This window comes from Pseudomonas sp. B707, from assembly GCF_022496685.1.
In the GTDB taxonomy this organism is placed as follows: Bacteria; Pseudomonadota; Gammaproteobacteria; order Pseudomonadales; family Pseudomonadaceae; genus Aquipseudomonas; species Aquipseudomonas paraglycinae.
In genome coordinates, this window is sequence record NZ_WTVE01000017.1 from 14468 (window position 1) to 39220 (window position 24753).

The window sequence follows — 24753 nt, forward strand, 5'->3', positions numbered from 1 at the left end:
CAGCGAGCTTACGCCAGCGCAAGCGTTGCTCACAATAATCATAAGATCGGAGTGAACCCATGAAGCTGCCATTCGCTGGACGTCTTCTTGCTGTCGCCATGCTGGCTGCCGCATCCGCCGCACTGCCTGTCTCTTCGGCTTTCGCCGAATCCCCTGAAAAACCCAAAGTCGCCCTGGTCATGAAATCCCTGGCCAACGAATTCTTCCTGACCATGGAAGACGGCGCCAAGGCCTACCAGAAAGAACACTCCGCCGATTTCGACCTGATCTCCAACGGCATCAAGGACGAAACCGACACGGCGGGGCAGACGCGCATCGTCGAGCAGATGATTCTGGCAAAGGTCAACGCGCTGGTCATCGCACCGTCTGATTCCAAGGCGATGGTGCCGGTGATCAAGAAAGCCGTCGATGCCGGTATCACTGTGATCAACATCGACAACCAGCTCGATCCGGCTGTGATCAAAAGCAAGAACATCAGCGTTCCGTTCGTAGGCCCGGACAACCGCAAAGGCGCGCGTCTGGTGGGCGAGTACCTGGCCAAGCAACTGAAGGCCGGTGACGAAGTCGGCATCATTGAAGGCGTCTCCACGACGACCAACGCCCAGCAGCGTACCGCTGGCTTCAAGGATGCGATGGAGGCTGCGCAGATCAAGGTTGTTTCCCTGCAGTCCGGCGATTGGGAAATCGACAAGGGCAACAAGGTGGCCGCTTCGATTCTCAGCGAGTACCCGGACGTCAAGGCGCTGCTGGCCGGTAACGACAGCATGGCCGTGGGTGCCGTTTCCGCCGTGCGCGCTGCCGGCAAGGCCGGTCAGGTGCAGGTTGTCGGTTACGACAACATCAATGCCATCAAGCCCATGCTGAAGGACGGCCGCGTTCTGGCGACTGCCGACCAGTACGCTGCGAAGCAAGCGGTATTTGGCATCGAGACTGCGCTGAAAATCATCAAGGGCGAGAAAGTCGACAGTGGTGCGAATGGTGTGATTGAGACACCAGTCGAGCTGGTCACCAAATAAGTCCTCTGGCGACACAACGGCGCTCGTCCGTCCGGGCGAGCGCATGGAGATTTTTATGTCAGTTTCCGCTCCGAACGCTGTCCTCTCGGTCAGCGGTATCGGCAAGACCTATGCGCAACCGGTTCTGACCGGCATCGACCTGACGTTGATGCGCGGTGAAGTGCTGGCGCTGACCGGTGAGAACGGTGCCGGCAAAAGCACCCTGTCGAAGATCATCGGCGGGCTGGTCACACCTACCACCGGCCAGATGCAGTTCCAGGGCAAGGACTATCGCCCCGGCAGTCGCACGCAGGCTGAAGAGCTGGGTGTGCGCATGGTCATGCAAGAGCTCAATCTGCTGCCGACGCTTTCGGTGGCGGAGAACCTGTTCCTCGACAACCTGCCAAGTAACGGTGGCTGGATCAGTCGCAAGCAGCTGCGCAAGGCCGCCATCGAAGCCATGGCTCAAGTCGGCCTCGATGCCATCGACCCGGACACACTGGTCGGCGAGCTGGGCATCGGTCACCAGCAAATGGTCGAGATCGCCCGTAACCTGATCGGCGATTGCCATGTGCTGATCCTCGACGAACCGACCGCAATGCTCACCGCTCGCGAAGTTGAAATGCTTTTCGAGCAGATCACCCGGTTGCAGGCGCGCGGCGTCTCGATCATCTACATCTCGCATCGCCTCGAAGAGCTGGCCCGGGTAGCACAGCGCATTGCCGTGTTGCGCGACGGAAACCTGGTCTGTGTCGAGCCGATGGCAAATTACAGCAGCGAGCAACTGGTCACCCTGATGGTCGGTCGCGAGCTGGGCGAGCATATCGATCTGGGGGCTCGCAACATCGGCGCGCCGGCCCTGACGGTCAAAGGTCTGACCCGCTCCGACAAGGTGCGTGACGTGTCCTTTGAGGTTCGCGCCGGTGAGATTTTCGGCATTTCGGGGCTGATCGGAGCAGGGCGCACCGAGCTTTTGCGGCTGATCTTCGGCGCCGATGTCGCGGACAGCGGCACGGTGGCGCTCGGATCTCCGGCCCAGGTGGTGAGCATTCGCTCGCCAGTCGATGCAGTGCGCAACGGCATCGCCTTGATCACCGAGGATCGCAAGGGCGAAGGCCTGCTGCTGAGCCAGTCGATCAGCGCCAACATCGCTTTGGGCAACATGCCGGAGATTTCCAGCGGCGGGTTCGTCAACAACGGCGATGAAACGAAGCTCGCGCAGCGGCAGATCGACGCCATGCGCATCCGCAGTTCCAGCCCGACGCAGCTGGTGTCCGAGCTGTCCGGCGGTAACCAGCAAAAGGTGGTGATCGGTCGCTGGCTCGAGCGCGACTGTTCGGTGCTGCTGTTCGACGAGCCGACTCGCGGTATCGATGTCGGCGCCAAGTTCGATATTTATGCCTTGCTCGGCGAACTGACTCGGCAGGGCAAAGCGCTGGTCGTGGTGTCCAGCGATTTGCGCGAGCTGATGCTGATCTGCGACCGCATCGGTGTGTTGTCGGCAGGGCGCCTGATCGACACGTTCGAGCGCGACAGCTGGACCCAGGATGACTTGCTTGCCGCCGCGTTCGCCGGCTACCAGAAACGTGATGCGTTGCTCAACGAAGCAGCGCCTAGGGATCTCCCATGAAAACTGCATCTTCCGCCGGCAAATCCAGTGGCAATTTCTACGGCCTCGGCACTTACCTGGGCCTGGCCGGCGCGTTGCTGGCAATGACTGCGCTGTTCTCGGTCATGAGCAGCCATTTCCTGTCGTATAACACCTTCAGCACCCTGGCCAACCAGATTCCCGACCTGATGGTTCTGGCGGTGGGCATGACGTTCGTCCTGATCATCGGCGGGATCGACCTGTCGGTAGGCTCGGTACTGGCGCTCGCGGCATCTACCGTCAGCGTGGCGATTCTTGGCTGGGGCTGGAGCGTATTGCCGGCTGCCTTGTTGGGGATGGCCGTCGCGGCGTTGGCCGGCACGGTTACCGGCTCGATTACCGTGGCGTGGCGAATTCCGTCATTCATTGTGTCGCTCGGTGTTCTGGAGATGGCCCGTGGCCTGGCCTATCAGATGACCGGTTCGCGCACGGCTTATATCGGTGACTCCTTCGCCTGGCTGTCGAACCCGATCGCCTTCGGCATTTCGCCGTCGTTCATCATTGCCTTGCTGGTCATCTTCATTGCCCAGGCCGTTTTGACCCGTACCGTGTTCGGTCGCTACCTGATCGGCATTGGCACCAATGAAGAAGCGGTGCGTCTGGCGGGGATCAATCCCAAGCCCTACAAGATCCTGGTATTCAGCCTGATGGGCCTGCTTGCCGGCATTGCGGCGCTGTTCCAGATTTCCCGGCTGGAAGCGGCCGACCCGAACGCTGGTTCCGGCCTTGAGCTGCAAGTGATCGCTGCCGTGGTGATCGGCGGCACCAGCCTGATGGGCGGACGTGGTTCGGTGATCAGCACCTTTTTCGGCGTGTTGATCATCTCCGTGCTGGCGGCCGGTCTGGCGCAGATTGGCGCGACCGAGCCGACCAAGCGCATCATCACCGGTGCGGTGATCGTGATCGCCGTGGTGCTCGACACCTATCGCAGTCAACGCGCAAGCCGACGGGGCTGATAAATGGCAACGATCAAGGATGTGGCGGCACTTGCAGGAATTTCCTACACGACCGTGTCCCACGTAGTAAACAAGACCCGACCGGTGAGCGAAGAAGTGCGGCTCAAGGTCGAGGCGGCCATCAAGAGTCTCGACTATGTGCCGAGCGCGGTGGCCCGTTCGCTGAAAGCGAAAACCACCGCCACCATTGGTTTGCTGGTGCCCAACAGCCTCAACCCGTACTTCGCCGAACTGGCGCGCGGGATCGAGGATTATTGCGAGCGTAACGGCTACTGCGTGATTCTCTGCAACTCCGACGACAACCCGGACAAGCAGCGCAGCTACCTGCGGGTCCTGTTGGAAAAGCGCATCGACGGCTTGATCGTCGCCTCTGCGGGTGGCGACAGTGGTCTGGCGCAAGGACTGGCGGGCGTAAAGACGCCGATGGTGATCGTCGACCGTGGACTCGAAGGCGTGGACGCCGACCTGGTGCGCATCGATCACGAATATGGCGCGTACCTCGCGACGCGGCATTTGCTTGAGCTCGGTCATCGCGATATCGCTACGATCGGTGGTCCGACGAGTACCAGCGTCGCGCAAATGCGTCAGGCCGGTTTTGCTCGAGCGCTGAAAGAGGCGGGTGTTGAAGTGGCCCCGTCGCGCATGCTGGAAAGCGACTTCACCAGCACCGGCGGTTACAACGCGGCTTCGGTTCTGCTTGAGCACAACCCGCCGAGCGCGATCTTTGCCGGTAACGACATGATCGGCATTGGCGTGTTGCGAGCGGCGGCGGAACGTAACGTGCGCGTGCCCGCCGAGCTGTCGGTGATCGGCTTCGACGATATCCAGATGAGTCGCTATGTGTATCCAGCGCTGACAACCGTGGGCCAGTCGATCCTTCAGTTGGGTGAGATGGCCGCGGAAGTGTTGTTGCGAAGAATTGCCACCCCGGATCTGGCGACGGATCAGCGGATCGTGACCCCGAGTATTGTCCTGCGCGAATCGACTGCACCGCTGTCCGGGGTGTTCACCGAATACCGCTGAAACCGAATTGATGAGTAATGATGTATGTCCGCAAATGTAGTGGTAATAGGCAGCCTGAACATGGACCTGGTCACCCGGGCGCCTCGCTTGCCTCGAGGCGGTGAGACGCTGATCGGCCATTCCTTCGCGACCGTGTCCGGTGGCAAGGGCGCCAATCAGGCGGTAGCCGCTGCACGGCTGGGTGCACAGGTGTCGATGGTCGGCTGTGTCGGCAACGATGACTATGGCGTGCAATTGCGCGACGCGTTGCTGGCCGAGCAGATCGATTGTCAGGCGGTCAGCGTGGTGGAGGATTCCAGTGGCGTGGCGCTGATCGTGGTCGATGACAACAGTCAGAACGCGATTGTCATCGTGGCCGGCGCCAATGGTTCGATGACCCCGGCGGTCATCGACCGGTTCGACGCCGTGCTGCAAGCGGCCGACGTGATCATCTGCCAATTGGAAATCCCCGACGCCACGGTAGGCCATGCGCTGAAACGTGGACGTGAACTGGGCAAGACGGTCATCCTCAACCCTGCGCCGGCCAGTCGCCCGCTGCCGGCAGACTGGTTTGCCGCCATCGATTACCTGATTCCCAACGAGAGCGAGGCCGCCGCCCTCAGCGGTTTGCCGGTGGACTCGCTGGCGACCGCTGAAAAAGCCGCTGCGCACCTGATGTCACTGGGCGCCGGCAAGGTCATCATCACGCTGGGGGCTCAAGGCTCGTTGTTCGCCAACGGCACGGGTTACCAGCATTTTCCTGCACCCAAAGTGAAGGCGGTCGATACCACCGCCGCCGGGGATACGTTTGTCGGCGGATTTTCGGCGGCACTGGCGGCCGGCAAAACCGAGGACGAGGCCATTCGTTTCGGGCAGGTCGCTGCGGCCCTGTCGGTTACCCGGGCAGGTGCCCAGCCGTCCATTCCCACCACCTCCGACGTACAGGCATTCAAACCCGCATGAAAAAGACTCCTTTGCTCAATGTCGCCCTGTCGCGGCTGATTGCTTCCCTCGGCCACGGCGACATGGTCGTGATCGGCGATGCCGGCCTGCCGGTGCCGCCGGGTGTCGAACTGATCGACCTGGCGTTGACGCATGGCGTGCCGGATTTCGTCAGCACCCTGAAAGTCGTACTCAGCGAGATGCAGGTGGAAAGCCACGCGCTGGCCAAGGAGATTTTCGACAAGCAACCGACCGCGCTGTCCACGCTGGACGAGCTGAATGACGAAGGCTCGCTGGGGCGGCGTGACCTGCTCAGTCACGAGCAATTCAAAGTACTCAGCCGACAGGCACGAGCGATCGTTCGTACGGGCGAATGCCAGCCGTACTGCAACATCGTGCTGGTGTCTGGAGTTACGTTCTAAACAGGGTTCGCCCCTTTTGATTTCATCTGCACAAGGAATGCGCCATGCACCGCTATGCTCAAAAAATGCATCAATTGATTCGGAGTCTGCTGCTTTTGTCCGTGATAACCGCGACCGGCGCCCAGGCGGCGGAAAAGATCGACCTGATCATCGACACCGATCCGGGCGCCGATGACGTGGTCGCCCTGTTGTTAGCCATGGCCTCACCGGAGGAGCTGAACATTCGCGCGTTCACCACCGTGGCCGGCAACGTGCGTCTGGACAAGACTTCGCGCAATGCCCGGTTGGCCCGTGAGTGGGCAGGGCGGGAAGAGATTCCGGTGTACGCCGGCGCGCCGAAGCCGCTGATGCGCACTCCGATCTACGCCGAAAACATCCATGGCAAGGAAGGCCTGTCGGGTGTCACCGTGCACGAGCCGAAAAAGGGCCTGGCCGAAGGCAATGCGGTCAACTACCTGATCGACACCCTGAAAAAAGCCAAGCCGCACAGCATCACCATCGCGATGCTCGGCCCGCAGACCAACCTGGCCCTGGCGCTGATCCAGGAGCCGGAGATTGTTCAGGGGATCAAGGAAGTGGTGATCATGGGTGGCGCCCACTTCAATGGCGGCAACATCACGCCGGTGGCCGAGTTCAACCTGTACGCCGACCCGCAAGCAGCGGAAGTGGTGCTTAAAAGCGGGGTGAAACTGACTTACCTGCCACTGGATGTGACCCACAAGATCCTGACCAGCGATGCGCGCCTGAAGCAGATCGCGGCGCTGAACAACAATGCGAGCAAGATTGTCGGCGACATCCTCAACGAGTACATCAAAGGCGATATGGAGCACTACGGCATTCCGGGTGGTCCTGTGCATGACGCCACCGTCGTGGCTTATCTGCTCAAGCCTGAGCTGTTCACTGGCCGGTCGGTGAATGTGGTGGTCGACAGCCGTGAAGGCCCGACCTTCGGCCAGACTATTGTCGACTGGTATGACGGCCTCAAGGCGCCGAAGAACGCCTTCTGGGTGGAGAACGGCGACGCCCAAGGCTTTTTCGATCTGCTGACCGAGCGTCTGAAACGTCTGAAGTAAGCGATACGCCCGCAGGTGCCAGCTTGCGGGCTTTTACTCCCTCTCGGTGTCCGATGTGCCTTTGAAGTCATCGGGATACTTTTCGAACAGCTGGGCGATGAACGACTGCGCGCCTTGCGTTCCCAGCGTCTTCACCAGCAAGTCAATGCTGATCAATGCCAATTCCTCCGGACTGCCCGGGCTGTAAGAACTGTGCCCTTGCGGCCAGGCGGCCTTGATGTCGGCGGTAATGCTTACGGTGGTCATGGCAAGGCTCGGTCGCGGGATCGGAGTTTTGAGTTAACCACTTTGCCGAGCGTTTGGCACTGCGACTTAGGCATGAGCGCAGGGCTATGCGACACTTGGTCGTTTCCGCAAAAAACAAGGATTGCGCTGTGCAGATCGATTTGAATAGCCCCGACGGCCTGACCCTTGATGCTGTCCGCCGGATGCTGGCGTCAGCCAGTGATGACGAACACACTCAACTGCGCGTGACCAAGGGTGGGATTGCGTATATCTCTTCGGGTGTCACTGGTGGTCAAGACATAGATGGCCTGCTATTTCGTCTGGAGACCTGGGCAAAAGGCTCGGGATACGTGGGAAATGTCGCGGCCAACGACGAAGTCTGGGTCATGCAGATCTTCAACGCGCTCAAGGACAACTGGCCAAATCCTCCCTTCGATTACATAGATGTCTACTGAGCGTCATTAATATTCAGTGACGTTTTACGGGGTGAAGCTTCAGACGTTGCTCAGGCACACTCAGTGTTTTTCCGATTGTGGGGCGGGGTGATAGCACTCACCGTGAAACCAAACGCCGTATTGGCGGTCGCACGATCTCTGCTCAAAATTGAAATAAGGAGGCTTCAATGCCTTGGAAGTTCGCGTCACTGGGTGCACTGATGGCCGTTGCTCTGTTGGCTGGTTGCTCTACGACCTCCAGCGAGTCGCAGAAGGATCCCGTGGCGACTGAGGCCGGACATGGTCGTTGTGAAGCATCGGCTGCGGAGTTCGCTCTCGGCAAGAAAGCTTCGCCGGAACTATTGGAGCAAGCGCGCAAGAAAGCCGGTGCGCAGAACGCCCGATTCCTCAAGCCGAATGACATGATCACTTTGGAGTACCGCTCCGATCGCCTCAACCTGAATACCGATCAGAACCTGGTAGTCACCCGCGTCAACTGCGGCTGAGCCTTTCGGGCGTTTGTTTCACCCATAAAAAACCCCGTCACATGGACGGGGTTTTTTTAGTGCGCCGGGAAATTACTCTGGGCGAACTTGTGCAGCTTGCATACCCTTTTGGCCTTTCTCAGCCACGAAGGAAACGGTCTGGCCTTCTTTCAGGCTTTTGAAACCGTCGGATTCGATAGCTTTGAAGTGTACGAACAGGTCGTCACCGCCACCTTGAGGAGTGATGAAGCCGAAGCCTTTTTCATCGTTGAACCATTTAACGGTGCCGGTTTGGCGATTAGACATGGTGTATCTCCAAGAAACATATATTTTCAGTAGTACTGTGCTGCTCAGGCCAACTGGGCACACTGGGGTATCATAGTCGAAATGTTCGCTTTGGTAGCCCCCCGGACGTGCTGTTTGCCAATCAGTCGTGTTTTCTTTACTGCCTGTTTCGGCTGGAGGCCCCGGTTTAAAAGGCTTCTGGCGAAAAATGAAGACAATAAAAAAACCTGTAAAACCTGCATAAATCGTACGAAAAGGCCTGAATCAGATGCTTTTCAGCGGTGCTGGGGGCAGTGGAAAGGCCTGTTCCATCATTTTTTCGCCGGTGTATTGGCCTTGCATTTGGCAATTTGCCCCAGGGCTTTCTGCTGCAGTTCCTGGCTGGCCTTGTTGTCCATCAGTGCCTGAATGTCGCTGGCCGGGTAGGACTTGATCGCATCGGCACCGCACGCGCAGTGGGACTTTGCGGCAGCGGCACCGATTTGCGGAGTGGCCGCCTGGGTGCACTGAGCCATGTATTTCTCACGCTCGCCCTTCGGCCAGTCGGCGTGGGCGCTCAACGGCAGCAGCAAAACGAGGGGGGCGACTGCAGCAAGCAGGGTGTTAAGACGCATGCGAGGATGCTCCTTGTGGGTCAATGTCTTGTTATCTGAGGGGCCTAAGGCCGATCAAGTTCAGCACTCTGGCATAAAACGGACGATTTGCCTCCCGGTAAAACCAGAGTGCATCGGTGACCGTTCATCTGTGCTAGCATGCCTGGCTCGGGCGTTCGCAAGCTCCGGATGACCTTCAGTCCTGGCAGCGGCAGCGTACGAATTTTCTGATTTGAATCCCAGTCACTCTGGTTCGGTTTTCCGGTTGGCCGCAAGGCTCCTGCCGCTGTAAGGCAGGCGTTCGTCATTGAATGGCCTGGATCGGATCTTGTACTGGCTCATCCCAACCCACGTGACCTTTGGTAGGGGTCACCACTAGGAGAGGAGGCGCCATGCCAACTATTACTCTTCCCGACGGCAGTCAACGTTCATTCGATCACCCGGTTTCCGTAGCCGAGGTCGCCGCATCCATCGGTGCAGGCCTGGCCAAGGCCACCCTGGCCGGCAAGGTGAACGGCAAGCTGGTTGACGCCAGCGACATCATCGACAGCGACGCAACGCTGCAAATCATCACGCCAAAGGATGAAGAGGGGCTGGAGATCATTCGCCACTCTTGCGCCCACCTGGTTGGCCACGCGGTCAAGCAGTTGTACCCGACGGCCAAAATGGTCATCGGTCCGGTCATTGATGAAGGCTTCTATTACGACATCGCCTTCGAGCGTCCTTTTACGCCGGACGACATGGCGGCCATCGAACAGCGCATGCAACAGCTGATCGACACCGAATACGACGTCATCAAGAAAGTCACCCCGCGTGCCGAAGTGATCGAAGTGTTCAAGGCTCGTGGCGAAGATTACAAGCTGCGTCTGGTCGAGGACATGCCGAACGAGCAGGCCATGGGCCTGTACTATCACGAAGAATACGTCGACATGTGCCGCGGTCCGCACGTGCCGAACACTCGCTTCCTGAAATCCTTCAAGCTGACCAAGCTGTCCGGCGCCTACTGGCGCGGTGATGCCAAGAACGAGCAATTGCAGCGCGTTTACGGCACCGCGTGGGCTGACAAGAAGCAACTGGCTGCTTACATCCAGCGTATCGAAGAAGCTGAAAAGCGCGATCACCGCAAGATCGGCAAGCGCCTGGGCCTGTTTCATACCCAGGAAGAAGCGCCGGGCATGGTGTTCTGGCACCCGAATGGCTGGACGCTTTACCAGGTTCTCGAGCAGTACATGCGCAAAGTGCAGCGCGACAACGGCTATCTCGAGATCAAGACGCCGCAAGTCGTTGACCGCAGCCTGTGGGAGAAATCCGGGCACTGGGCCAACTACGCCGACAACATGTTCACCACCGAGTCGGAAAGCCGCGACTACGCCATCAAGCCGATGAACTGCCCTTGCCACGTGCAGGTGTTCAACCAGGGTCTGAAGAGCTACCGCGAGCTGCCGATGCGCTTGGCCGAGTTCGGTGCCTGCCATCGCAACGAGCCGTCGGGTGCGCTGCACGGCATCATGCGTGTGCGCGCGTTCACTCAGGACGACGCCCACATCTTCTGCACCGAAGAACAGATGCAGGCTGAATCGGCAGCGTTCATCAAGCTGACCATGGATGTTTATGCCGACTTCGGCTTTAAAGACATCGAGATGAAGCTGTCCACTCGTCCGGAAAAACGCGTCGGTTCCGACGAGCTGTGGGATCGCGCCGAAGCGGCCCTGGCTGCAGCGCTTGATAGCGCTGGTCTGCCGTACGATCTGCAGCCGGGTGAGGGCGCTTTCTACGGTCCGAAGATTGAATTCTCGCTGAAAGATTGCCTCGGTCGCGTGTGGCAGTGTGGTACCTTGCAGCTCGATTTCAACCTGCCGGTGCGTCTGGGAGCCGAATACGTCTCCGAAGACAACAGCCGCAAGCATCCGGTGATGTTGCACCGTGCGATCCTCGGTTCGTTCGAGCGTTTCGTCGGGATTCTGATCGAGCACTACGAAGGTGCATTCCCTGCGTGGCTGGCGCCAACCCAGGCAGTGATCATGAATATCACTGATAAACAGGCAGATTTCGTCGCTCAGGTCGAAAAAACTCTCAACGAAAGCGGGTTTCGTGCCAAGTCCGACTTGAGAAATGAAAAGATCGGCTTTAAAATCCGCGAGCATACTTTGCTCAAGGTTCCATATCTCTTGGTTATTGGGGATAAGGAAGTCGAGATGCAGACTGTCGCTGTGCGTACTCGTGAAGGTGCTGACCTGGGCTCGATGCCCGTCGCCCAGTTCGCTGAGTTTCTCGCGCAAGCGGTTTCCCGGCGTGGTCGCCCAGATTCGGAGTAATTATTATTAAGCGTGAAATGAGACAAGATAAACGAGCTGCACCGAAAGCCCCGATCAACGAGAATATCTCGGCACGCGAGGTTCGGTTAATTGGCGCTGATGGCGAGCAGATTGGCATCGTCTCGATTGATGAAGCGCTTCGTATTGCTGAAGAAGCAAAGCTTGATCTGGTAGAAATCTCTGCCGACGCAGTCCCGCCGGTTTGCCGGGTGATGGACTACGGCAAATCGATCTTCGAAAAGAAGAAGCAGATTGCTGCGGCGAAGAAGAACCAGAAGCAGATTCAGGTAAAAGAAATCAAGTTTCGTCCAGGGACGGAGGAAGGGGATTACCAGGTAAAACTGCGCAACCTGGTACGTTTCCTGAGTGACGGGGACAGGGCCAAGGTATCCTTGCGATTCCGCGGCCGTGAGATGGCCCACCAGGAGCTGGGGATGGAACTCCTCAAGCGGGTTGAACAAGACCTGCTCGAGTACGGTTCGGTCGAACAGCATCCTAAGATGGAAGGACGCCAGCTGATCATGGTCATCGCCCCGAAAAAGAAGAAGTAATCAACAGGGCACGGCAGGCCTTCTGATTATGTTTATCAACTGAATGCGGAGTATCCGAACATGCCAAAGATGAAAACCAAAAGTGGTGCTGCTAAGCGGTTTCTGAAAACTGCTAACGGTATCAAGCACAAGCACGCTTTCAAGAGCCACATCCTGACCAAAATGTCGACCAAGCGTAAGCGTCAACTGCGCGGTAGCAGCTTGCTGCATCCGTCTGACGTGGCAAAAGTCGAGCGCATGCTGCGCCTTCGTTAATTTTTGGATCAAGAATAGAGGAAGTAACTCATGGCTCGTGTAAAGCGTGGCGTCATTGCCCGTAAACGTCACAAAAAAATTCTGAAACTTGCTAAAGGCTACTACGGCGCACGCTCCCGCGTATTCCGTGTTGCCAAGCAAGCGGTAATCAAGGCAGGCCAATACGCCTACCGTGACCGTCGTCAGAAAAAACGTCAGTTCCGCGCTCTGTGGATCGCTCGTATCAACGCTGGTGCTCGTGTTAACGGTCTGTCCTACAGCCGTTTCATCGCTGGCCTGAAAAAAGCGTCCATCGAGATCGACCGTAAGGTTCTGGCTGATCTGGCAGTGAACGAAAAAGCGGCGTTTGCTGCGATTGTCGAGAAAGCTAAAGCCACCTTGGCTTAAGTACCCCCGACAGTCACCTGGCCCCACCTCTGTGGGGCCAAGTGTTAAACGTCATAAATAGGGGAAGAGCCTTCAAGCTCTTCCCCTATTTTGTATCTGGAGTCTGTACATGGAAAACCTGGATGCGCTGGTCTCTCAAGCACTAGAGGCTGTGCAAAGCGCTGAAGATATCAATGCCCTGGAGCAAATCCGGGTTCAATACCTTGGCAAAAAGGGTGAATTGACTCAGGTGATGAAGACCCTGGGGAATTTGCCGGCAGAAGAGCGTCCGCAGGTCGGCGCCCTGATCAACGTTGCCAAGGAACGTGTTACAGGCGTTCTCAATGCGCGCATGGCTCTGTTTGAAGAAGCCGAACTGGCTGCCAAACTGTCTGCCGAATCGATTGACGTGACCCTGCCGGGCCGCGGTCAGACCTCCGGTGGTCTGCATCCGGTAACCCGGACTCTGGAACGTATCGAACAGTTCTTCACCCATATCGGCTACGGCATTGCCGAAGGCCCTGAGGTTGAAGACGACTATCACAACTTCGAGGCGCTCAACATCCCAGGTCACCACCCGGCCCGGTCGATGCATGACACCTTCTATTTCAACGCCAACATGTTGCTGCGCACCCATACCTCGCCGGTACAGGTCCGCACCATGGAATCGAAAAAGCCGCCGATCCGCATTGTCTGCCCAGGCCGTGTGTACCGCAGCGACTCCGATATCACCCATTCGCCGATGTTCCACCAGGTCGAAGGCCTGCTGGTCGATCGCGATATCAACTTCGCCGACCTCAAAGGCACGATCGAAGAGTTCCTGCGGGTGTTCTTCGAGAAAGAGCTGGCGGTGCGTTTCCGTCCTTCGTACTTCCCGTTCACCGAGCCTTCCGCCGAAGTCGACATGGAATGCGTGATGTGCAGCGGTAAAGGCTGCCGCGTTTGCAAACAGACTGGCTGGCTGGAAGTGATGGGCTGCGGCATGGTTCACCCGAACGTGTTGCGCATGTCCGGGATCGATCCGGAAGAGTTCTCGGGCTTTGCCTTCGGCATGGGCGTTGAGCGTCTGGCCATGCTGCGTTACGGCGTGAACGACTTGCGTCTGTTCTTCGACAACGACTTGCGGTTCCTCGCGCAATTTCGCTAGTCGTAACGAATTCTTAGGAGAGCAGGATGAAATTCAGTGAACAATGGCTGCGTGGCTGGGTCAGCCCGCAGGTAGATCGCGACGCGCTGGTTGCCCGTCTGTCGATGGCCGGTCTTGAGGTCGATAGCGTTACGCCGGCCGCCGGTGTTTTCAGTGGCGTGGTGGTGGGTGAGGTGCTGAGCACCGAGCAGCACCCCGATGCCGACAAATTGCGCGTGTGCCAGGTCAGCAATGGCGCGGAAACTTTCCAGGTCGTGTGCGGTGCGCCAAACGTGCGTCCAGGCCTGAAGATTCCGTTCGCGATGATCGGTGCCGAGCTGCCGGGCGACTTCAAGATCAAGAAGGCCAAGCTGCGCGGTGTCGAGTCCAACGGCATGCTGTGCTCGCAATCCGAGCTGCAGGTCGGTGAAGGCAATGACGGTCTGATGGAGCTGCCAGCCGATGCGCCGGTGGGCGAAGATTTCCGTGTTTATCTGGACCTGGAAGACGCCAGCATCGAAGTCGATCTGACTCCGAACCGTGGCGACTGCCTGTCCCTGGCCGGTCTGGCCCGTGAAGTCGGCGCGCTGTACGACGCTCCGGTCACTCGCCCGGTGGTGATGACCGTTCCGGCGGTGCACGACGAAGTGCGCTCGGTAGAAGTTTTGGCACCTGCGGCCTGCCCGCGTTACCTGGGCCGTGTCATCCGTAACGTTGACCTGTCCAGGCCGACGCCGCTGTGGATGGTTGAGCGTCTGCGTCGCGCCGAAGTCCGCAGCATCGACGCCGCCGTCGACATCACTAACTACGTGATGCTCGAGCTGGGCCAGCCTCTGCACGCCTTCGATCTCGCCGAAATCAATGGCGGCATCCGTGTGCGCATGGCGGAAGAGGGCGAGAAGCTCGTTCTGCTCGACGGTCAGGAAGTCAGCCTGCGCAGCGATACGCTGGTGATCGCCGACCACACTCGCGCTCTGGCGATTGCCGGCGTGATGGGTGGCGAGCACAGTGGCGTTTCCGCGACCACTCGCGACGTGTTCCTTGAAAGTGCGTTCTTCGACCAGATCGCTGTCGCGGGCAAGGCTCGTTCGTATGGTCTGCACACTGACGCTTCGCACCGCTATGAGCGCGGTGTGGACTGGCAACTGGCCCGTGAAGCCATGGAGCGCGCCACCGGCCTGCTGCTGGAAATCACCGGTGGCGAAGCCGGCCCGATCATCGAGACCGTCAGCGAGCAGCACTTGCCGTCGATCGCGCCGATCACCCTGCGGGCTCAGCGCATCACCCAGATGCTGGGCATGGAAATGGATTCGGCCGAAGTCGAGCGTCTGCTCAATGCTTTGGGTCTGAAGGTTTCCGCCGACGGAGCAGGGCAGTGGCGCGTAGAAGTGCCAAGCCATCGCTTCGACATCAGCCTGGAAGTCGATCTGATCGAAGAGCTGGCACGTCTGTACGGTTACAACCGCCTGCCGGTTCGTTACCCGCAAGCTCGTCTGGCGCCACAGGCCAAGGCCGAAGCGCGCAGCGATCTGCCGGAGCTGCGTCGTCTGCTGGTCGCCCGTGGCTACCAGGAAGCGATCACCTACAGCTTCATCGATCCGAAGCAGTTCGAGCTGTTCAACCCGGGCGTGGAGCCGCTGCTGTTGGCGAACCCGATCTCCAATGACATGGCCGCCATGCGTTCGTCGCTGTGGCCGGGTCTGGTCAAGGCGTTGCAGCACAACCTCAACCGCCAGCAGGATCGTGTTCGTCTGTTCGAGAGCGGTCTGCGCTTTGTCGGTCAGCTGGAAGGTCTGAAGCAAGAGTCGATGATCGCCGGTGTGGTATGCGGCAGCCGTCTGCCGGAAGGCTGGGCGCAAGGTCGCGATACCGTGGACTTCTTCGACGTCAAGGCTGACGTAGAAGCAGTGCTGGGCTTTGCCGGTGCGCTGGATCAGTTCACTTTTGCACCGGGCAAACACCCTGCGCTGCATCCGGGCCAGACCGCACGCATCGAGCGGGAAGGGCGTGAAGTCGGCTTTATCGGCGCGATTCACCCTGAACTGTCGAAGTCCCTGGGTCTCGACCGTCCGGTCTTTGTCTTCGAGCTGGTTCTGGCTGAAGTCGCTCTGGGTAAAATGCCGAAATTCCACGAGTTGTCGCGCTTTCCTGAAGTGCGTCGTGACCTGGCACTGATTGCGCACAAAGACGTTGCAGCCTCGGCTGTACTGGACGTAATCCGTGAAAATGCAGGCGAATGGCTGACAGACCTCAGGCTATTTGACGTGTATCAGGGTAAAGGCATTGATCCTGATAGAAAAAGCCTCGCAGTCGGCTTGACCTGGCAGCATCCATCGCGCACTCTTAATGACGATGAGGTGAATTCGACGACGCAAAATATCCTCACCTCGCTCGAACAAAGGTTGAACGCCACGTTAAGGAAGTGACGTATGGGGGCTTTGACGAAAGCTGAGATGGCGGAACGTCTGTATGAAGAGCTGGGCCTGAACAAGCGGGAAGCCAAGGAATTGGTTGAACTGTTTTTCGAGGAAATCAGGCACGCTCTTGAAGACAACGAGCAGGTCAAATTGTCGGGTTTCGGCAATTTCGACCTTCGGGACAAACGCCAGCGGCCTGGCCGCAACCCGAAAACGGGGGAAGAAATCCCGATCACGGCTCGCCGTGTGGTCACCTTTCGTCCAGGGCAGAAGTTGAAGGCCCGAGTTGAGGCTTATGCTGGAACCAAGTCATAACGACGAGCTCCCCGTCATCCCGGGCAAACGCTACTTCACCATCGGTGAAGTCAGCGAGCTGTGTGCGGTAAAACCGCACGTGCTGCGCTACTGGGAGCAGGAGTTTCCTCAGCTCAACCCCGTCAAACGCCGCGGAAACCGCCGGTATTATCAGCGCCAGGACGTGCTGATGATCCGGCAGATCCGCGCGCTCCTTTACGATCAGGGGTTTACCATCGGCGGCGCGCGACTGCGTCTGTCCGGCGATGAAGCCAAAGACGACACCACCCAATACAAGCAAATGATCCGCCAGATGATCGCCGAGCTCGAAGATGTTCTGGTGGTTCTCAAGAAATAATTTCCTGCTTTTAAATACTTCCAGTTTTCAAAAGCTTGCGATATATTCTTGAGCGTTCTTCGAGATGGAGAACGAGTTTCAAACCTAGTCGGGGCGTAGCGCAGTCCGGTAGCGCACTAGCATGGGGTGCTAGGGGTCGAGTGTTCGAATCACTCCGTCCCGACCATATAATTCAATGACTTAGCCCAACTTTAGCGAGTTGGGCTTTTTCATGCGCAGGGACTTTTACAGGGGATCCAGTTTACTTCCTCATCAAAGTCCGACACTCAAGCCGATCACCTAGATCGGCTTTTTTGTGCCCGCACAAAACTACCCAGTGATTTCACTGACAGACACCCAGCGTCGTTCCTCAGCCGCGACCCGAATCGCCGTCGCCAGCCTCTCAACTTCAAATGCTTCTTCAAAATCAGTCCCGGTCTGCCCGCTCCCGGCCAACGCCATGATCAGCTCATGCACTTCCAGTGTCTTCAGCTCGTTGTAGCCCAGCTGATGCCCCGGCGCCGGGCTGAACGCGGCGTAGCCGGGCAAGTCCGGTCCGGCGAGTAAACGCTGGAAGCCACCTTCGCCGGCGCGACACAGGCGTAGCTCGTTCAAGCGCTCCTGATCAAACGCCAGGGTGCCTCGGGTGCCGCTGATCTCGAAGCTCAGATGATTCTTGTAGCCATGCTTGAGCCAGCTGCTGCTGAAGGTACCCCGCGCGCCACTGGCGAAACGCAGCAAGGCATGGGCCTGATCGTCGACCGCAATGCGACGTCGTTCCTGGCTGCCGGTTGTGGTCGGGCGTTGGCCATGGACTGTCTGGGAGTCGGCGCACACCGCTTCGACATCGCCCAGCAGGTAGCGCGCCATGGCGAGCAGGTGGCTGCCCAGATCCGCCAATGCTCCACCAGCATGTTCCGGTTCGCAGCGCCACGACCAGGGGGAGGCCGGATCGGCCATGAAATCTTCGCTGAATTCACCTTGAAAGCTGATGATCTTGCCGAGTTCGCCACTCAGGATCAGCTCTCTCGCCAGGCCGATGATCGGGTTGTGCTGATAGTTGTAGCCGACCCGGGTGACGACGCCGGCATGCTTCGCCGCCACGCGCATGGCATGAGCTTGCTCAAGATTCACCGCCAGCGGCTTTTCGCAGTAAACCGGCTTACCGGCGGCGAGGGCGGCCATGGCCATCGGGTAGTGCAGGTGATTGGGAGTGGTGATGGCGATCAGGTTGACCTTGGGGTCGTGGATCAATCGCTGCCAGTCGCCATGGGCCTGATCGAAGCCCCAGGCGGTGGCGCAGGCTTGTGCGCGTGCGGGATCGGCGTCAGCCAGGGCGGCCAGGCGAAGGGTGAAGGGCAGTTCGAATGCCCCGCTGACGTTGCGAAAGGCCAGGGCGTGGGCGCGCCCCATGAAGCCCGTGCCGATCAGGCCGATTCCGAGTTCACGCATGACAGGATCCTTTGAGTTTTTGTTTTCAGAGATCCTGTTTATAGAATAAATATTCCCTGCATTCAAATAATGGAATAAATATTTTGAATTGCCACATTCGTTGAGATGACGGTGCTCCGATCAGTCCTCGAACCCGACCTGCTCGTGTATCTCGTCCACCTTCAACTCCAGTCGATAGGCCACGGCGATAAACAGCGCCTGGCAAAGGCACAAAGTCGCACTCAAGGATCGGAACGCAAACGAGCTACCTTCATTGACCAGCAGCAGGGTATTGGCGCGCTTGGCCAGGGGCGAGAGATTGCTGTCAGTGATGATCAGGGTTTTCGCCTGATGGTGCTGGGCGATGCGCAGGCAGTGCTGGGTTTCCTTACCATACGGCGTAAAGCTGATGGCGATCACCAGGTCATTGGCGCGCACGCTGCGCATCTGCTCGCGATAGCTGCCGCCGAGGCCCGAGACCAGGTGAATGCGCTTGTTGGTGTGTTGCAGGTTGTAGACCAGATAGTCGGCCACGGCGAACGAGCGGCGCACGCCGACCACGTAGATATTGTCGGCATTGACCACAAGATCCACGGCCTTTTCAAAGGCTTGGTCATCCAGTTCCTGGCCCAGGCGTTCGATGCCCGAAAGGGTGGCGTCGATGCACTCGCGGGCCAGGTCGCCGCCGCTGGCTTTCTGCGACTTGTTGGCGATCATGCTGCGAATGCGCTGCTGGTAGTTCTGTACCGGCGTGGCTTTGTGGGTATACGCCTCGCGGAACAGCGCCTGCATTTCACTGAATCCGCTGAAACCGAAACGCTGGGAAAACCGCACGATGGCCGACGGGTGCACTTCGCACTCGCGGGCGATGTCGCTGATGCGGTCGACCATGATCCGGTCGCTTTGCTGGCTCATGTAACTGGCGATGCGTTTGAGCTGGCGCGGAAGGCTTTCGTATTCAGTGGTGATGAGCTGCAGCAGACGCTCGGCATTGATCGGGGGGCTGGCAAGATCGCTCTCGGGCGTGCTCTCGGCGGTAGCCGGCTGATCGGTGCTGGACATAAATAATCCTTTTGGCTTGTTCTTATAGGGACGGTTACGTCTCGTCCCCTGACAATAGTTTGGCTGTGCGCAGTCTACAGGCTCGGCCCGGACAAAATCTTGGGCTTGCGCCAGCGGGATGCCTGCTGAAACGATGCACTGCGTCTGGAGCGCCCGCACTGAAGCTTATTGGAAAAAATATTCCACGTGAAAAATAATTGGAATATTTATTGATTGTTCGATCCGGCTCGTTTTAGTCTGCATCCACCAAGAGTGTCCGGCGCGGTCACCGCGTTGGGCACAGGCTGATAAAAATAACAGGAGCCAGCATGGGCCAGACTCGTTTTGCCAGTGGACGTCAATTGGATCTGATTTGCCTCGGACGCCTCGGCGTCGACCTCTATGCGCAGCAAGTCGGGGCACGGCTGGAGGATGTGAGCAGCTTCGCCAAATACCTCGGCGGCTCGTCCGCCAACATCGCGTTCGGCACCGCCCGGCTGGGGCTCAGGTCGGCGATGCTGAGCCGGACCGGCGACGATCATATGGGGCGTTTCCTGATCGAGTCGCTGGCCCGTGAAGGCTGCGATGTCAGCGGCATCAAGGTCGATCCGGAGCGACTGACCGCCATGGTGCTGCTGGGTCTCAAGGATCGGGAAACCTTTCCCCTGGTCTTCTACCGTGAGAATTGCGCCGACATGGCGCTGCGGGCCGAAGACATCAGCGAAGCCTTTATCGCCTCCAGCAAAGCCTTGCTGATCACCGGCACTCATTTCTCCACCGATGGCGTCTACAAGGCGAGCACCCAGGCGCTGGACTACGCCGAAAAGCACAACGTCAAACGGGTGCTGGACATCGACTACCGCCCGGTCCTGTGGGGACTCGCCGGCAAGGCGGACGGCGAAACCCGTTTCGTTGCCGATCAGAACGTCACTCAACATGTGCAACAAATCCTCCCGCGCTTCGACCTTGTGGTCGGGACGGAAGAAGAGTTTCTGCTGGCCGGCGGTTCCGAGGATTTGCTCACCGCCCTGCGCAATGTCCGGCGCTTGAGCGCAGCGACCTTGGTGGTCAAGCTCGGTCCGCAAGGTTGCACGGTGATCCACGGGGAGATTCCACAACGTCTTGAAGACGGCGCGATTTATCCCGGCGTGCGGGTCGAGGTGCTGAACGTACTGGGCGCCGGCGATGCGTTCATGTCGGGTTTCCTCAGCGGTTGGCTGGAGGATGCCAGCGACGAGCGTTGCTGCCAGTTGGCCAACGCCTGCGGTGGTCTGGTGGTGTCGCGCCATGCCTGCGCGCCGGCGATGCCGACCCGTGCCGAACTCGATTACCTGTTCAGCAGCCCGGTACCGATTACCCGGCCGGATCAGGACGTCACCCTGCAACGCCTGCATCAGGTCAGTGTGCCGCGCAAGCAGTGGAAGCAACTGTTCATCTTTGCCTTCGACCATCGCGGACAACTGGTGGAACTGGCCCAGAAGGGCGGACGCGACCTCGGCGCCATCGGCGAACTCAAGCAACTGTTTATCAAGGCCGTGGAGCGGGTCGAAAACGATTTGCGCGAGCAGAGCATCGAAGCCGATGTCGGGCTGCTGGCGGATCAGCGTTTCGGTCAGGACTCGCTGAACGCCGCCACCGGTCGAGGCTGGTGGGTGGCGCGGCCTGTCGAGGTGCAGGGCTCGCGGCCGTTGGCCTTCGAGCACGGGCGCTCGATCGGCAGCAACCTGATCGCCTGGCCGCAGGAACAAATCATCAAATGCCTGGTGCAATTCCACCCGGATGACGAACCGATGCTGCGGCTGGAGCAGGAAGCGCAAATCAAGGCGTTGTATCAGGCATCGCAAGTCAGCGGTCACGAACTGCTGCTGGAAATCATCCCGCCCAAGGATCACCCCTCACCGCATCCCGACGTGTTGTATCGCGCGCTCAAACGTCTCTACAACCTGGGTATCTACCCGGCGTGGTGGAAGATCGAAGCGCAGAGCGCCGAGGAATGGCAACAGCTCGACGAACTGATCCAGGCGCGCGATCCCTATTGCCGAGGCGTGGTGCTGCTGGGCCTGAATGCCCCGGCATCCGCATTGGCCGAAGGCTTCCAGCAGGCCAGTCAGAGCCAGACCTGCCGCGGGTTCGCCGTGGGCCGGACGATTTTCCAGGAACCGAGCCGCGCCTGGCTGGCCGGCGAAATCGACGACGAGACGCTGATCCGTCAGGTACAGGGCACCTTCGTCGAGCTGATCGATGCCTGGCGTACGGCCCGGGCCTGAGCCGCGGTTGAACATTCTAGAAATAACAATAAAAGGTGCAGCCATGCCCGCTATCCGAATTGGCATCAACCCGATTTCCTGGAGCAACGACGACCTGCCGTCCCTCGGCGGTGAAACGCCGCTGAGCACCGCCCTCAGCGAAGGCAAGGCCATCGGTTATGAAGGCTTCGAACTCAACGGCAAGTTTCCCAAGGACGCCAAAGGTGTTGGCGACGTGCTGCGTCCGTATGACCTGGCGCTGGTGTCCGGCTGGTATTCCAGTCGTCTGGCGCGGCGTTCGGTGGCCGAGGAAATCGATGCGATTGCCAGCCATGTCGAGTTGCTGGCGAAGAACGGCGCGAACGTGCTGGTTTACGGTGAGGTCGCCGATTCCATTCAGGGCCAACGAATTCCGCTGGTCGAGCGCCCGCGTTTTCATACCGAACAGGCATGGCAACAATACGCCGACAAGCTGACCGAGCTGGCGCGCTTCACCCTGTCCCAGGGCGTGCGTCTGGCGTATCACCACCATATGGGTGCCTACGTCGAATCGCCGTCGGACATCGACACCCTGATGGCGTTGACCGGTAATGAAGTCGGGCTGCTGTTCGATTCGGGCCATTGCTACATGGGCGGTGGTGAACCCTTGCAGGTGCTGCGCAAACACCTGTCGCGCATCTGCCACGTGCATTTCAAGGACGTGCGCAAACCGGTGGTACAACTGGCGCGCAACAACCTGTGGAGCTTCCCCGACTGCATCATCAACGGCACCTTCACCGTGCCAGGGGATGGTGACATCGACTTCGCCGAGTTGCTGGACGTGCTGCTGGCGGCCGATTACCACGGTTGGCTGGTGGTCGAGGCCGAGCAGGATCCGGCAGTGGCGCCGAGTTATGTCTACGCGAAAAAAGGCTTCGACACCTTGCGTGCGTTGCTCGACGCGAGGACTGCACGATGAGCCTGCTGGTCAAAAGCAATGCCCGTGGCCGGACCATGGTCGAGCTGGCTGAAGGTGAGCTGCAATACGTCGGTTTCGCCGCGTATCGCTTGAGCCTGGGTGAAACCTTGCCTGTCGCAGCGGGCGACAAGGAGCTGTGCCTGGTGCTGCTCAGCGGCCGGGTCGGCATCCACGGCGAAGCGCCGGGGCAGGGCGCCTTCAACTGGGACAACCTCGGTGATCGCCAGTCGGTGTTCGAAGACAAATCCCCGTTCGCCGCGTACCTGCCACTCGGCAGTCAGGCGCAGGTGGTGGCATTGAGTGATGCGCAAGTGGCGGTTTGCGCCGCTCCCGGTTCGACCACCACGGGCCTCGGCCCGCGCCTGATCAGGCCTGAAACCATGAAGCGCAGCGTGCGCGGCAAGGGCGCCAATACTCGCTATGTCTGCGACATCCTGCCGGACAGCGAGCCGGCCCATTCGCTGCTGGTGGTGGAAGTGCGCACGCCGTCGGGACACTCGTCGAGCTATCCGCCGCACAAGCACGACACCGACGACCTGCCGCACCAGAGCTTTCTCGAAGAAACCTATTACCACCAGATCAACCCGCCCCAGGGCTTCGTGTTCCAGCGGGTCTACACCGACGACCGCAGCATCGATCAGGCCATGGCCGTGGAAAACAGCGACCTCGTGGTCGTGCCCAAGGGCTATCACCCGGTCAGCGTGCCGTATGGCTACGAGTCCTACTACCTGAACGTGATGGCCGGACCGAAACGCGTCTGGCAGTTCCATAACGACCCTCAGCACAGCTGGCTGCTGGATCTCTGAATTCCAACTTTCGCACGGAGAACAAGAACAATGGGCGACGCCCCGGTCATAGGCCACTACATCGATGGTCAGGTGCAGGACAGCGGTAGCGAACGATTCAGCGATGTCTTCAATCCGGCCACCGGTGCCGTTCAGGCGCGAGTCGGGCTGGCCAGTCAGAAGACCGTGGACGCTGCTGTCGCTTCGGCGCTCAAGGCATTCCCGGCCTGGTCCGAGCAATCGTCCCTGCGCCGTTCGCGGGTGATGTTCAAGTTCAAGGAGTTGCTCGATCGTCATCACGACGAACTGGCCGAAATCATCAGCCGCGAACACGGCAAGGTGTTTTCCGACGCCAGGGGCGAAGTCACCCGAGGCATTGAAATCGTCGAGTACGCCTGCGGTGCGCCGAGTCTGTTGAAGACCGAGTTCAGCGACAACATCGGCGGCGGCATCGACAACTGGAACCTGCGTCAGCCACTCGGCGTCTGCGCCGGGGTCACGCCGTTCAACTTCCCGGTGATGGTGCCGCTGTGGATGATTCCGCTGGCGCTGGTCACCGGCAACTGCTTCATCCTCAAACCGTCCGAGCGCGATCCGTCCGCCAGTTTGCTGATGGCTCGCCTGTTGACCGAAGCCGGTCTGCCGGACGGCGTGTTCAATGTGGTTCAGGGCGACAAGACGGCGGTCGACGCCTTGCTGCAGCACCCGGACATCGAGGCGATTTCGTTTGTCGGATCGACGCCGATTGCCGAGTACATCCACCAGCAGGCCACCGCGCGCGGCAAGCGGGTGCAGGCGCTGGGCGGCGCGAAGAATCACATGATCGTCATGCCCGACGCGGATCTGGATCAAGCCGCGGATGCCTTGATCGGCGCCGCTTACGGATCGGCCGGTGAGCGCTGCATGGCGATTTCGATTGCGGTCGCGGTCGGCGAAGTCGGCGATCAACTGATCGCCAAACTGCTGCCGCGGATCGATCAGTTGAAAGTCGGCAACGGTCTGCAAGGCGACAACGACATGGGCCCGCTGGTCACCGCCGAACACAAGGCCAGGGTGGAGGGTTTTATCGATCAGGGCGTGGCTCAGGGTGCGCAGCTGATTGTCGACGGCCGCCACTTCAAGGTGCCGGGCGCCGAGGCGGGCTTTTTCGTCGGCGCGACGCTGTTCGATCACGTCACCACCGACATGAGCATTTATCAGCAGGAAATCTTCGGCCCGGTGCTGGGCGTCGTGCGCGTGCCGGATTTCGCCAGTGCCGTGGCGCTGATCAACGCCCACGAATTCGGCAATGGCGTGTCGTGTTTCACCAGCGATGGCGGGATCGCCCGCGCCTTCGCCCGCAGCATCAAGGTCGGAATGGTCGGCATCAACGTGCCGATTCCGGTGCCCATGGCCTGGCATTCGTTCGGTGGCTGGAAGCGCTCGCTGTTCGGCGATCACCACGCCTACGGAGAAGAAGGCATTCGTTTCTACAGTCGCTACAAAAGCGTGATGCAGCGCTGGCCCGACAGCATTGCCAAGGGCCCGGAGTTCAGCATGCCGACGGCCAAATAAATCATCTGCGCGGAGAA

Annotated in this window: 26 protein-coding genes and 1 tRNA gene; 22 read left to right on the forward strand and 5 right to left on the reverse strand. The window is 59.3% G+C overall.

The features are described from left to right. Positions 1 to 59 precede the first annotated feature (59 nt). The 7 genes from GQX66_RS08190 to GQX66_RS08220 are packed head-to-tail and all read left to right on the forward strand — an operon-like array spanning position 60 to position 7038. On the forward strand, positions 60 to 1016 hold the full coding sequence (locus GQX66_RS08190; protein ID WP_007956008.1) for a sugar ABC transporter substrate-binding protein: 957 nt from the start codon (positions 60 to 62) through the stop codon (positions 1014 to 1016). A gap of 55 nt (positions 1017 to 1071) precedes the next feature. Further along, positions 1072 to 2625 carry a sugar ABC transporter ATP-binding protein gene (locus tag GQX66_RS08195; protein ID WP_236190936.1) on the forward strand — a complete coding sequence of 518 codons (1554 nt, stop codon included), beginning with the start codon at positions 1072 to 1074 and terminating at the stop codon, positions 2623 to 2625. Next, positions 2622 to 3599, forward strand: a complete 978-nt coding sequence (locus GQX66_RS08200; RefSeq protein WP_240868012.1) for an ABC transporter permease — start codon at positions 2622 to 2624, stop codon at positions 3597 to 3599. Before GQX66_RS08195 ends, GQX66_RS08200 begins: the two co-directional genes overlap by 4 nt. A 3-nt stretch (positions 3600 to 3602) precedes the next feature. Next, positions 3603 to 4622 carry a LacI family DNA-binding transcriptional regulator gene (locus GQX66_RS08205; protein ID WP_102688390.1) on the forward strand — a complete coding sequence of 340 codons (1020 nt, stop codon included), beginning with the start codon at positions 3603 to 3605 and terminating at the stop codon, positions 4620 to 4622. Positions 4623 to 4646: 24 nt separating this feature from the next. Next, positions 4647 to 5564, forward strand: coding sequence for a ribokinase (gene rbsK, locus GQX66_RS08210; protein WP_240868014.1), 918 nt, complete (start codon positions 4647 to 4649; stop codon positions 5562 to 5564). Further along, positions 5561 to 5965, forward strand: a complete 405-nt coding sequence (rbsD, locus tag GQX66_RS08215; RefSeq protein ID WP_007956017.1) for a D-ribose pyranase — start codon at positions 5561 to 5563, stop codon at positions 5963 to 5965. Before rbsK ends, rbsD begins: the two co-directional genes overlap by 4 nt. A gap of 44 nt (positions 5966 to 6009) precedes the next feature. Continuing rightward, positions 6010 to 7038, forward strand: a complete 1029-nt coding sequence (locus GQX66_RS08220; RefSeq protein ID WP_085747803.1) for a nucleoside hydrolase — start codon at positions 6010 to 6012, stop codon at positions 7036 to 7038. A 33-nt stretch (positions 7039 to 7071) separates the two neighbouring features. Here GQX66_RS08220 and GQX66_RS08225 read toward each other — a convergent pair whose 3' ends face one another. Further along, a complete protein-coding gene (locus tag GQX66_RS08225) occupies positions 7072 to 7284 on the reverse strand; it encodes a hypothetical protein (protein ID WP_085747802.1) in 213 nt (70 codons plus the stop codon). A 128-nt stretch (positions 7285 to 7412) separates the two neighbouring features. Here GQX66_RS08225 and GQX66_RS08230 point away from each other — a divergent pair, with 128 nt between their 5' ends. Together GQX66_RS08230 and GQX66_RS08235 are read left to right on the forward strand one after the other, a co-directional pair. Next, a complete protein-coding gene (locus GQX66_RS08230; RefSeq protein WP_102688394.1) occupies positions 7413 to 7718 on the forward strand; it encodes a hypothetical protein in 306 nt (101 codons plus the stop codon). Positions 7719 to 7885: 167 nt separating this feature from the next. Then, on the forward strand, positions 7886 to 8203 hold the full coding sequence (locus GQX66_RS08235; RefSeq protein WP_085747800.1) for an I78 family peptidase inhibitor: 318 nt from the start codon (positions 7886 to 7888) through the stop codon (positions 8201 to 8203). Positions 8204 to 8275: 72 nt separating this feature from the next. Here GQX66_RS08235 and GQX66_RS08240 read toward each other — a convergent pair whose 3' ends face one another. Then, positions 8276 to 8488 carry a cold-shock protein gene (locus GQX66_RS08240; protein WP_003179963.1) on the reverse strand — a complete coding sequence of 71 codons (213 nt, stop codon included), beginning with the start codon at positions 8486 to 8488 and terminating at the stop codon, positions 8276 to 8278. Positions 8489 to 8778: 290 nt separating this feature from the next. Next, positions 8779 to 9081 carry a hypothetical protein gene (locus GQX66_RS08245; protein WP_085747799.1) on the reverse strand — a complete coding sequence of 101 codons (303 nt, stop codon included), beginning with the start codon at positions 9079 to 9081 and terminating at the stop codon, positions 8779 to 8781. A 371-nt stretch (positions 9082 to 9452) separates the two neighbouring features. Here GQX66_RS08245 and thrS point away from each other — a divergent pair, with 371 nt between their 5' ends. The 9 genes from thrS to GQX66_RS08290 all read left to right on the forward strand — a co-directional run bounded on the left by thrS (position 9453) and on the right by GQX66_RS08290 (position 16908). Next, entirely contained in the window at positions 9453 to 11375 is a 1923-nt protein-coding gene (gene thrS, locus GQX66_RS08250; RefSeq protein ID WP_085747798.1) for a threonine--tRNA ligase, read from the forward strand. Continuing rightward, positions 11375 to 11926 (forward strand): translation initiation factor IF-3, encoded by a 552-nt coding sequence (gene infC / locus GQX66_RS08255; RefSeq protein ID WP_169432615.1) that lies wholly within the window; start codon positions 11375 to 11377, stop codon positions 11924 to 11926. Before thrS ends, infC begins: the two co-directional genes overlap by 1 nt. Positions 11927 to 11986: 60 nt before the next feature. Next, entirely contained in the window at positions 11987 to 12181 is a 195-nt protein-coding gene (gene rpmI, locus GQX66_RS08260) for a 50S ribosomal protein L35 (protein ID WP_002553160.1), read from the forward strand. A 30-nt stretch (positions 12182 to 12211) separates the two neighbouring features. Continuing rightward, positions 12212 to 12568 (forward strand): 50S ribosomal protein L20, encoded by a 357-nt coding sequence (gene rplT / locus GQX66_RS08265; RefSeq protein ID WP_002553161.1) that lies wholly within the window; start codon positions 12212 to 12214, stop codon positions 12566 to 12568. Between the two features lie 109 nt (positions 12569 to 12677). Beyond that, entirely contained in the window at positions 12678 to 13694 is a 1017-nt protein-coding gene (gene pheS / locus GQX66_RS08270; protein ID WP_011333387.1) for a phenylalanine--tRNA ligase subunit alpha, read from the forward strand. A 26-nt stretch (positions 13695 to 13720) separates the two neighbouring features. Then, complete coding sequence (pheT, locus tag GQX66_RS08275; RefSeq protein WP_085747797.1) at positions 13721 to 16099, forward strand: phenylalanine--tRNA ligase subunit beta; 2379 nt, start codon at positions 13721 to 13723, stop codon at positions 16097 to 16099. Positions 16100 to 16102: 3 nt separating this feature from the next. Beyond that, entirely contained in the window at positions 16103 to 16405 is a 303-nt protein-coding gene (gene ihfA, locus GQX66_RS08280; RefSeq protein ID WP_002553164.1) for an integration host factor subunit alpha, read from the forward strand. Continuing rightward, the gene (locus GQX66_RS08285; RefSeq protein WP_003179985.1) at positions 16386 to 16742 is read left to right on the forward strand and encodes a MerR family transcriptional regulator; all 357 of its coding nucleotides are present in this window, start codon (positions 16386 to 16388) and stop codon (positions 16740 to 16742) included. Before ihfA ends, GQX66_RS08285 begins: the two co-directional genes overlap by 20 nt. 89 nt (positions 16743 to 16831) lie before the next feature. Continuing rightward, a tRNA-Pro gene (locus GQX66_RS08290) sits at positions 16832 to 16908 on the forward strand. 143 nt (positions 16909 to 17051) lie between these two features. Here GQX66_RS08290 and GQX66_RS08295 read toward each other — a convergent pair. Both GQX66_RS08295 and GQX66_RS08300 read right to left on the reverse strand, forming a co-directional pair. Then, complete coding sequence (locus tag GQX66_RS08295; RefSeq protein ID WP_240868018.1) at positions 17052 to 18173, reverse strand: Gfo/Idh/MocA family oxidoreductase; 1122 nt, start codon at positions 18171 to 18173, stop codon at positions 17052 to 17054. A gap of 120 nt (positions 18174 to 18293) precedes the next feature. Beyond that, entirely contained in the window at positions 18294 to 19214 is a 921-nt protein-coding gene (locus tag GQX66_RS08300) for a MurR/RpiR family transcriptional regulator (RefSeq protein WP_085747795.1), read from the reverse strand. A 308-nt stretch (positions 19215 to 19522) separates the two neighbouring features. Between GQX66_RS08300 and iolC the strand changes: the two genes are divergently transcribed. The 4 genes from iolC to GQX66_RS08320 are packed head-to-tail and all read left to right on the forward strand — an operon-like array spanning position 19523 to position 24736. After that, entirely contained in the window at positions 19523 to 21460 is a 1938-nt protein-coding gene (iolC, locus tag GQX66_RS08305) for a 5-dehydro-2-deoxygluconokinase (RefSeq protein WP_134020748.1), read from the forward strand. 43 nt (positions 21461 to 21503) lie between these two features. Next, entirely contained in the window at positions 21504 to 22397 is an 894-nt protein-coding gene (gene iolE / locus GQX66_RS08310) for a myo-inosose-2 dehydratase (RefSeq protein WP_085747793.1), read from the forward strand. Continuing rightward, positions 22394 to 23203, forward strand: a complete 810-nt coding sequence (gene iolB, locus GQX66_RS08315) for a 5-deoxy-glucuronate isomerase (RefSeq protein WP_085747792.1) — start codon at positions 22394 to 22396, stop codon at positions 23201 to 23203. Before iolE ends, iolB begins: the two co-directional genes overlap by 4 nt. Positions 23204 to 23233: 30 nt before the next feature. Beyond that, entirely contained in the window at positions 23234 to 24736 is a 1503-nt protein-coding gene (locus GQX66_RS08320) for a CoA-acylating methylmalonate-semialdehyde dehydrogenase (RefSeq protein WP_085747791.1), read from the forward strand. Positions 24737 to 24753: the final 17 nt, after the last annotated feature.

Bases quoted from the DNA above. Each gene is read 5' to 3' on its own strand.
- GQX66_RS08190 (WP_007956008.1), top strand. From the start codon at position 60: ATGAAGCTGCCATTCGCTGGACGTCTTCTTGCTGTCGCCATGCTGGCT.
- GQX66_RS08195 (WP_236190936.1), top strand. From the start codon at position 1,072: ATGTCAGTTTCCGCTCCGAACGCTGTCCTCTCGGTCAGCGGTATCGGC.
- GQX66_RS08200 (WP_240868012.1), top strand. From the start codon at position 2,622: ATGAAAACTGCATCTTCCGCCGGCAAATCCAGTGGCAATTTCTACGGC.
- GQX66_RS08205 (WP_102688390.1), top strand. From the start codon at position 3,603: ATGGCAACGATCAAGGATGTGGCGGCACTTGCAGGAATTTCCTACACG.
- rbsK (WP_240868014.1), top strand. From the start codon at position 4,647: ATGTCCGCAAATGTAGTGGTAATAGGCAGCCTGAACATGGACCTGGTC.
- rbsD (WP_007956017.1), top strand. From the start codon at position 5,561: ATGAAAAAGACTCCTTTGCTCAATGTCGCCCTGTCGCGGCTGATTGCT.
- GQX66_RS08220 (WP_085747803.1), top strand. From the start codon at position 6,010: ATGCACCGCTATGCTCAAAAAATGCATCAATTGATTCGGAGTCTGCTG.
- GQX66_RS08225 (WP_085747802.1), bottom strand. From the start codon at position 7,284: ATGACCACCGTAAGCATTACCGCCGACATCAAGGCCGCCTGGCCGCAA.
- GQX66_RS08235 (WP_085747800.1), top strand. From the start codon at position 7,886: ATGCCTTGGAAGTTCGCGTCACTGGGTGCACTGATGGCCGTTGCTCTG.
- GQX66_RS08240 (WP_003179963.1), bottom strand. From the start codon at position 8,488: ATGTCTAATCGCCAAACCGGCACCGTTAAATGGTTCAACGATGAAAAA.
- GQX66_RS08245 (WP_085747799.1), bottom strand. From the start codon at position 9,081: ATGCGTCTTAACACCCTGCTTGCTGCAGTCGCCCCCCTCGTTTTGCTG.
- thrS (WP_085747798.1), top strand. From the start codon at position 9,453: ATGCCAACTATTACTCTTCCCGACGGCAGTCAACGTTCATTCGATCAC.
- rpmI (WP_002553160.1), top strand. From the start codon at position 11,987: ATGCCAAAGATGAAAACCAAAAGTGGTGCTGCTAAGCGGTTTCTGAAA.
- rplT (WP_002553161.1), top strand. From the start codon at position 12,212: ATGGCTCGTGTAAAGCGTGGCGTCATTGCCCGTAAACGTCACAAAAAA.
- pheS (WP_011333387.1), top strand. From the start codon at position 12,678: ATGGAAAACCTGGATGCGCTGGTCTCTCAAGCACTAGAGGCTGTGCAA.
- pheT (WP_085747797.1), top strand. From the start codon at position 13,721: ATGAAATTCAGTGAACAATGGCTGCGTGGCTGGGTCAGCCCGCAGGTA.
- ihfA (WP_002553164.1), top strand. From the start codon at position 16,103: ATGGGGGCTTTGACGAAAGCTGAGATGGCGGAACGTCTGTATGAAGAG.
- GQX66_RS08285 (WP_003179985.1), top strand. From the start codon at position 16,386: ATGCTGGAACCAAGTCATAACGACGAGCTCCCCGTCATCCCGGGCAAA.
- GQX66_RS08295 (WP_240868018.1), bottom strand. From the start codon at position 18,173: ATGCGTGAACTCGGAATCGGCCTGATCGGCACGGGCTTCATGGGGCGC.
- GQX66_RS08300 (WP_085747795.1), bottom strand. From the start codon at position 19,214: ATGTCCAGCACCGATCAGCCGGCTACCGCCGAGAGCACGCCCGAGAGC.
- iolC (WP_134020748.1), top strand. From the start codon at position 19,523: ATGGGCCAGACTCGTTTTGCCAGTGGACGTCAATTGGATCTGATTTGC.
- iolE (WP_085747793.1), top strand. From the start codon at position 21,504: ATGCCCGCTATCCGAATTGGCATCAACCCGATTTCCTGGAGCAACGAC.
- iolB (WP_085747792.1), top strand. From the start codon at position 22,394: ATGAGCCTGCTGGTCAAAAGCAATGCCCGTGGCCGGACCATGGTCGAG.
- GQX66_RS08320 (WP_085747791.1), top strand. From the start codon at position 23,234: ATGGGCGACGCCCCGGTCATAGGCCACTACATCGATGGTCAGGTGCAG.